This is a genomic window from Phenylobacterium sp., assembly GCF_030693805.1.
In the GTDB taxonomy this organism is placed as follows: domain Bacteria; phylum Pseudomonadota; class Alphaproteobacteria; order Caulobacterales; family Caulobacteraceae; genus Phenylobacterium.
Window position 1 is genome coordinate 1 of record NZ_JAUXZW010000070.1, and the last position, 6,946, is coordinate 6,946.

The 6,946-nt window shown below is 69.2% G+C and carries 8 protein-coding genes; 2 read left to right on the forward strand and 6 right to left on the reverse strand.

The features are described from left to right. From Q8M88_RS03140 to flgB, 5 genes are all read right to left on the reverse strand, one after another. The coding region (locus Q8M88_RS03140; protein ID WP_305594793.1) for an ABC transporter permease/substrate-binding protein at window positions 1-1,496 on the reverse strand (1,496 nt) is incomplete at its 3' end. Continuing rightward, window positions 1,493-2,272: an ATP-binding cassette domain-containing protein gene (locus Q8M88_RS03145; protein WP_305594794.1), complete on the reverse strand. Its 780-nt coding sequence runs from the start codon at window positions 2,270-2,272 to the stop codon at window positions 1,493-1,495. The genes Q8M88_RS03140 and Q8M88_RS03145, both read right to left, overlap by 4 nt. A gap of 61 nt (window positions 2,273-2,333) precedes the next feature. Further along, the gene (fliE, locus tag Q8M88_RS03150; protein WP_305594795.1) at window positions 2,334-2,639 is read right to left on the reverse strand and encodes a flagellar hook-basal body complex protein FliE; all 306 of its coding nucleotides are present in this window, start codon (window positions 2,637-2,639) and stop codon (window positions 2,334-2,336) included. A 10-nt stretch (window positions 2,640-2,649) separates the two neighbouring features. Next, window positions 2,650-3,069, reverse strand: a complete 420-nt coding sequence (flgC, locus tag Q8M88_RS03155; RefSeq protein WP_305594796.1) for a flagellar basal body rod protein FlgC — start codon at window positions 3,067-3,069, stop codon at window positions 2,650-2,652. 9 nt (window positions 3,070-3,078) lie between these two features. After that, window positions 3,079-3,492 carry a flagellar basal body rod protein FlgB gene (flgB, locus tag Q8M88_RS03160; RefSeq protein ID WP_305594797.1) on the reverse strand — a complete coding sequence of 138 codons (414 nt, stop codon included), beginning with the start codon at window positions 3,490-3,492 and terminating at the stop codon, window positions 3,079-3,081. A 113-nt stretch (window positions 3,493-3,605) separates the two neighbouring features. Here flgB and Q8M88_RS03165 point away from each other — a divergent pair, with 113 nt between their 5' ends. Then, window positions 3,606-3,899: a flagellar biosynthetic protein FliO gene (locus Q8M88_RS03165; RefSeq protein WP_305594798.1), complete on the forward strand. Its 294-nt coding sequence runs from the start codon at window positions 3,606-3,608 to the stop codon at window positions 3,897-3,899. After that, window positions 3,899-4,696: a flagellar type III secretion system pore protein FliP gene (fliP, locus tag Q8M88_RS03170; RefSeq protein WP_305594799.1), complete on the forward strand. Its 798-nt coding sequence runs from the start codon at window positions 3,899-3,901 to the stop codon at window positions 4,694-4,696. Before Q8M88_RS03165 ends, fliP begins: the two co-directional genes overlap by 1 nt. A 116-nt stretch (window positions 4,697-4,812) precedes the next feature. Here fliP and Q8M88_RS03175 read toward each other — a convergent pair. Then, window positions 4,813-6,946 (reverse strand): endoglucanase (locus Q8M88_RS03175; RefSeq protein ID WP_305594800.1); only part of this gene is annotated, 2,134 nt, incomplete at its 5' end.

Consider the following 6,946-nt stretch of genomic DNA (forward strand, 5'->3'; position numbering starts at 1 on the left):
CCCTGGTCGCGGTCGACGCTGTAGTTCGCCGCCCGCATGGCCTCGACGGGGATCGCGCCGACCAGCGGCCTCAGCGTCTCGATGAGGCGCGTGTCGCCGACCTTCTTCGGCGAGATCAGGATCACCGCGTCGTAGGGCGGGATCGCGCCCTTGGGATCGGTGAGCACCACCAGCTTGTCGGCGGCGATGCGCCCGTCGCTGGAGAAGGCCGAGATCACGTCGGCGTCGCCGCCGGCCAGCGCCCGGTACATGAAGGTCGGCTGGAACGACCGCTTGGCCTTGAACTTGAGCCCGTAAGCCGCGTCGATCGCTTTCCATTCCGGCCTGGAGAGGAACTCCAGGTCCGCCCCGAAAGTGAGCTTGGGCGCCTCTCGAGCCAAATCGTCCAGACTGACGATCCCTAGCGCCTTGGCCTTGTCTGAGCGCATCGCCAGGGCATAGGCGTTCTCGAAGCCCAGCGAGCCCAGAACCTGCACGCCGTCGCGGGCCGCCAGGTCCTTGGTGATTCCAGCCAGCACCGCGGCGCGGCCGGGATTGTCCTGGCGGTTCAGGGTGTTGGTCCAGAGTGTTCCGGAATAGTCCACGTAGGCGTCGATCTCGCCGGCGGCCAGAGCGCGATAGGCGACCGCCGAGCCTAGATCCTCCTTGCGGCTGACCTGGGCGCCGCCGCGCTCCAGCCGCTCGGCCATCAGTTCGGCCAGGATGTACTGCTCGGAAAAGTTCTTCGCGCCGATCGTGTAGGCGTGGGTGGACCCTAGGCCCGCCAGCGGCGTGAGAGCTATGGCGACGCCGATGATCAGGCCCGCGGCGCCAGCGATGACCCGGCGGCGATCTCGTTTGGCCGCGCCCGCCTCGATCAGTCCCAGCAGTTGGTCGACGGCGATCGCCAGCACGGCAGAGGCCGCGCAACCAAACAGCACCGACACCCAATTCTCGGTCTGCAGGCCGGCGAAGATGTAGTTGCCCAGACTGGTCTGGCCGACGGGCGTAGACAGGGTCGCGGCCCCGATGGTCCATACCGCGGCGGTGCGTACGCCGGCCATGATCACCGGAGCGGCCAGCGGCAACTCCACCTGGAACAGACGCTGGGTCGGCGTCATGCCAACGCCGTCGGCGGCCTCCACCACCGCGCGGTCGACGCCCAGGATGCCCGCCGCGCCGTTCCTCAGGATCGGCAGCATCGAATAGAGGGTCAGCGCCAGCAGCGACGGCAGGAAGCCGAGCGCCGAGAAGCCGTGGCCGAAGGTTGTGGTGCTGAACGCCGAGATCGCCAGCAGCAACGGGTAGAACAGCGCCAGCAGCGCCAGGCTGGGGATCGTCTGGATCAGGCTGGCGGCGGTCAGCACCGGCCAGCGCAGCCGCGCGCTGCGGCTGGCGGCGATCGCCAGCGGCAGGCTGATCGCCAGCCCCAACAGCAGCGCGCTGGCGCTGAGCAGCACGTGCCATCCCAGGTACTCGGGCAGCAGCGCCCAGGCGGCGTCCAGGCGCTCGTTCATGCCGGCGTCTCGGACAGCCGCGCGCTCAATCGTTCGGCCTGGCGACGCGGCGCGTCGAGCAGCAGGCGCACATCGGGATCCTCGGCGCTCGCCAGCAGGTGAGCCGCCGCGCCGTCGGCGACGATGTGCCCGGCCTTCAGCACCACGATGCGGTCGGCGAGGAGCACAGCCTCGGCCATGTCGTGGGTGACCATCACCGTGGTGAGCGCCAACCGGTCGTGCAGGGCGCGGTAGTCGGTCCCCAGCGCGTCGCGGGTCAGCGGGTCCAGCGCGCCGAACGGTTCGTCCATCAGCATGATCGAGGATTCGGCCGCCAGGGCGCGGGCGACGCCGACCCTTTGGCGCTGGCCGCCGGACAGCGCCGCCGGCAGTCGCGCGCCCGTCTCCGGCGGCAGGGCGACGAGGCTCAGGAGCTCGGTCACCCGCGCATCGATCCGCGCCTTGTCCCAACCCAGCAGCTTCGGCGTAATGGCGATGTTCTCCGCGACGGTCATGTGCGGAAACAGGCCTACCTCCTGGAAAACATAGCCGATACGGCGACGCAGCTCATGCGGGGCGGCGGCGCGCGCATCCTCGCCCGCCACGCGCACGACGCCAGCATCGGCGGGCGCCAGTCGGTTGATAGTCTTCAGCAGCGTAGTCTTGCCGGAGCCGGACGCGCCCACCAGGGCGACGAATTCGCCGGCTGCGATGCTCAGGCTGACGCCGGCCAGAGCCGCGTGCGCGCCGTATCGCTTCTCGACGTCGACAATATCGATGATCGGAGTCGGCCCCATGCGAGCGAGCCTAGCACGAAGGCCAGGCGGATCCGCCAGGGCCGTCGTCGCGGATCCGCCCCTAGATCGGCATCCGCATGATTTCTTGGTAGGCGGCGATCACCTGGTCGCGCACCGCCATCACCGTCTCCAGGCTGGCTTCGGCGGCCGAGATGGCGGTCACAACGTCGATCAGCTCGGCCTTGCCCTGCACCTGCTTGGCGATCTGGGTCTCGGCGGTCTTCGACGACTTCATCGCGTCGGTCATCGCCGATTTCAGCAGGTCGCCGAACCCACCCTTCTCCTCGACAGCGACCTGCGGCGCGGCGGCGGCGGCCTGGTTCTGGACGGCGGCGTAGGCCTTGGCGACGGCGATGGGGCTGATCATGGCCTAGCCCCTACTTCTTCAACAGATCGAGGGTGCGCATCTCCATGGCGCGCGCCGTCTCGATGACGTTGAGGTTGGCTTCGTAAGCCCGCTGGGCGGCCTTCATGTCCATCGCCTCGATCAGGCTGTCGACATTGGGCAGTTTCACATAGCCCGTGGCGTCGGCGGACGGGTGGCCCGGTTCGTATTCGGTGCGGAAATCCTTACGGTCGGGTTCGACGCGGACCATCTTCACGCCCGTCCCGCCGTCGACCTTCACCGGTGCGAACACCGGAGTCTGACGCCGGTACGGGTCGCCGCCCGGCGTGCGCGAGGTCGAGTTCGCGTTGGCCAGGTTCTCGGCGATGATCCGCATCCGCGCCTGCTGGGCGCGCAAGGCGGAAGTTGCGATGGATTGCGTGGCGCCTGACGTCGGCTTGATCTCAGCCACCTAGCGCCCCTAACCGCGGCCCGGCGGACGCGTGGCCAGCCGCAGCATGTTGATGGATTTCTGATAGAATCCGATCGCCGCGTCGTAGTTCATCCGCGCGTCGGTCATCTTCAGCATCTCGTCCTCCAGCACCACGGAGTTTCCGTCGAGCGTGGTTTCAGAGTCGTGCGTACGGATCGATTTGACTCCCGGCCGCCGGACGCTGGGCGATGTCATGTGGCCGGGCTGGGTGATGGCCTGGCCGCCCGCCGCGCTCATGGCGGCGGTGACCCGCGCCTCGAAGCTGAAGGGCTTCAGATCCTGGGGACGATAGCCAGGCGTGTCGGAGTTCGACACGTTCTCGGCGATCACCCGCTCGCGCTCGGACAGATAGCCCAGCCGGCTGCGCAGCATCGCGAACAGGGGAATGCCTGCCAAGTCCATCGCCTCATGGTGAAGAAACAGGGTTAATCGCTCCTTAAGACCCCTGCGGCAAACCGTTGAGACGCCGGTGATTTTCGCCGCGCGCCAGCCGCAGTCCGACGCAGCAGAACGCCATGGATTTCGCCGAATTCGCCCGCGCGGTCTTCGCGCTCGCCGTGACCCTTGGCCTCGTGGGTCTGGCCGCCGTGGCCTTGCGCAAGTTCGGCCCCGATGCGCTCACGCGCCTGATCCCACAACGCAAGGAACGCCGCCTGGCGGTGGTGGAGAGCCTGGCGCTCGATCCCGCCCGCCGCCTGGTGCTGATCTCCTGCGACGGACAGGAACGGCTGCTGCTGCTGGGCGAAGGCCAGCTGCTGCCCGAAGCGCCGGCTGCATCGCGCCGCCGTGCGGCCAAGGAGCCTCAGTGATGCGCGGACCGTTCGCCGCCATTGGCGCCCTGCCCGCCGCAGACTGGAAGCGCGCCGCCATGCTGGCCGCCGTCACGACCCTGGCCAGCCTGATCTTCCCGATGGCCGCCGCGGCCCAGGCGCTGAACATCAACCTCGGCACCGGCGCTGGCTTGACCGAGCGTGTCGTCCAACTCATCGGGCTGATGACGGTGCTGTCGCTGGCGCCGTCCATCGTCATCATGACCACCTCGTTCGTGCGCATTGTGGTGGTGTTGTCGCTGCTTCGCACGGCGCTGGGCCTGCAACAGAGCCCGCCCAATGCGGTGATCATCAGCCTGGCGCTGTTCCTCACCGCCATCGTCATGGGCCCCACCCTGCAACGCTCCTACGACGACGGGATCAAGCCGCTGCTTGACCAGCAGATGGAGCTGCCCGCCGCCTTCGACGCCGCCGGCGCGCCGGTGAAGACCTTCATGCTCAGCCAGGTGGACCGCGAGGATCTGGCGCTGTTCGTGCGGCTGTCGAAGATCGAACGGCCCCGCACCATCGCCGACACTCCGATCCAGGTGGTGACGCCGGCGTTCATGATCTCCGAGCTGAAGCGCGCGTTCGAGATCGGCTTCCTGCTGTTCGTACCGTTCCTGGTGATCGACCTGGTGGTGGCGAGCGTGCTGATGAGCATGGGCATGATGATGCTGCCCCCCGTGGTGGTGTCCCTGCCGTTCAAGTTGATCTTCTTCGTCCTGGTGGACGGATGGCGCCTGGTCTGCGGCAGCTTGGTGGAAAGCTTCCAGCGCGGCGCTGGCGGGGGTTGAGACCCCACTCCGCTCACCCCGGCGAAAGCCGGGGCCCAAGCTGATCCACGATTTGCCGCTGAATGCCCGCTTGGGTCCCGACTTTCGCCGGGGTGAGCGGAGTTGAGGGACGCCGACTACCCCTTCGCCGGAGCCGGAGCGGCGGCCTGGGCCTGTTTCGCCGCAGCGGCGGGGAGCTTGGGCGGGGCCTGCTTGAAACGCTGCTTCATCTTGTCGACCCAGCCGGCGAAGGCTTCGTTGTCGGCGGTGATGCGGCCGAAGTCGCCGACGCTGAGCGGGCCGTCGCCTACGCCGGACAGCGCGACGCGCAGGGCCTCGGGATTGCGCGCCTGTTCGTAGAAGCCCTGATAGCGCTCGCGCAGCCGAGACAGCGCCGCGTCGTCGCCGGCCAGGCTGTAGGCGACGCCGGCGCGCAGCAGGCGGCCCTCATCCTCGGTGGACAGCGGGTCGGAATTCTTCCAGCGCTCGCCGAGGGTCTTCTCGAACAGTCCGCCGGCTCCGGCCCAGTTCTTCTGGCGCCAGGTGATCTCGCCACGCAGCTCTTCGGCGTCGCGCGAGGCGTCCTTGCCGAGGATCTCCAGGGCCGAATCGTTTCGGCCCAGCGCGCTCCAGGCGCGCGCCTCAATCAGCCGCCGCTCGTTGTTGAGCGCCGTGGGCAGCACGGTGGTGCGGGAATTGTTGATCGCCTGAATCGCCTGCTCGGGCTTGCGGTCCATCAGGTAGATGAGCGCCAGATCGGTCGCCACCTGCGAGCGCGCCGGGCCCTCCAGACGGTTGTCGGCCTGGTATTTCAACAGCTCGGCCGCCTGGTCCAGCAGGTCGACGTCGACCAGCCTGCGCACCAGCTTGCGCACCATCAGGTCGCCGTCGGCGCCAATCGGGGTCAGCTCCTTGAAGTCGTAGAACAGCGCCAGCGCCTGAACGGGCTCGAGCCCGTCTGCCATCCCCTCCAGGAACAGCGCGCGGAAGGCGGCCGCAAGGTCGGCCTGCAACTGCAGCGCCTCAGGCAGGTCCGGCAGCCGCTGGCCCGCCGAACGCAGCGCCTCCAGCGCCTCACGGTAGCGTCCCTGGTCGAGATACAGCCGGCCCAGCAGGCGGATGGTCTCCAGCTCGGTCGCATCGCCCCGCCAGCGGTAGCGCAGGCCGTCGAACACGTTGGCCGCCTGGACGGGGGTGATCTTGCCGCTCTCCATGCGGATCTGGGTGGCGCGCAACAGCGCCGGCGCCGAGAGCTGCTCGACCGGCGCGCGGCTGATCGCGGTGTAGATGCGCAGAGCCCGGTCCTTGAACCCCTGGGCCTCGACGACGCGGGCTTGCACGAGGCGGGTGGCCAGCACTTCCAGCGAGCCAGGCGGGTCCATCATCGCGAGGTTGATCCGCGCCGTCGCTCCGTCCAGGTCGCCGAGCGCCAGGGCCGCCTGGGCGTCGGCGGTGGCGAATCGCGCCTTCCACATCGGCGTGAACATGCTGAACGCCTGGGCGCCGACGGCGAACTGCTGGCGCACCTCCGGCCACTGGGCGAGCTGGGCGGCGGCGTAGGCGCGCCACAGGCCACTGGACGGATCGTCGGCCAGCACCGGAGACGAGAAGTCCGCCTGGGCCTCTTTGTAGCGGCGGGCCATCACCCGGGCGATGCCGCGCAGGCCGCGGAATTCCGGATCGTCCATCAGCCCGGGCTTGGCGCGGGCCGCGTCGTTGAGCACGCCGATCGCCTCGAACGACAGTTCGCTGCCGACCAGGAAGCGGGCGAGCGCCATGCGCGCGTCGGTCGGCGCGTCGCGCCCTGCCCCGCTCTCGTCGGTGGCCGCGCTGAGCAGGGCGTTGTAGCGGGCGAGGAAGCCGCCGGAGCCGGTCTTGGCCCAGTCGGCGCCGATCATCGCCGGCATGGCGGCGGGTTGCGGCGCGCCGAGCCCGACGGAAGCCTCGTGCTGGCGCGACGCCCAGGCGGGGGACAGGCTCAGGCCCCGGGGCCGGCCGATGCGCAGGATGTCGCCGTCGCGGGCGACCAGCAGGTCCTCGACATAGGACTCCACCGCCAGGCCTTGCATCGACGGCAGCAGCGCCATCTGCACGTACTCGCGGCGTGACGGCAGGCCCTTGCTCGGGCCGAGCGCGGTGGCGACGGTCAGGGTGTCGCCGGCGCCGGGATCGGGCAACTGGATGATCCGCGTGACCCCGGCCAGCGGCGCCTTCAGCGCGGCGGGGCCGCCGGCTTCGTCGCGGGTGACCCGCACCAGGGACTGCTCGCCG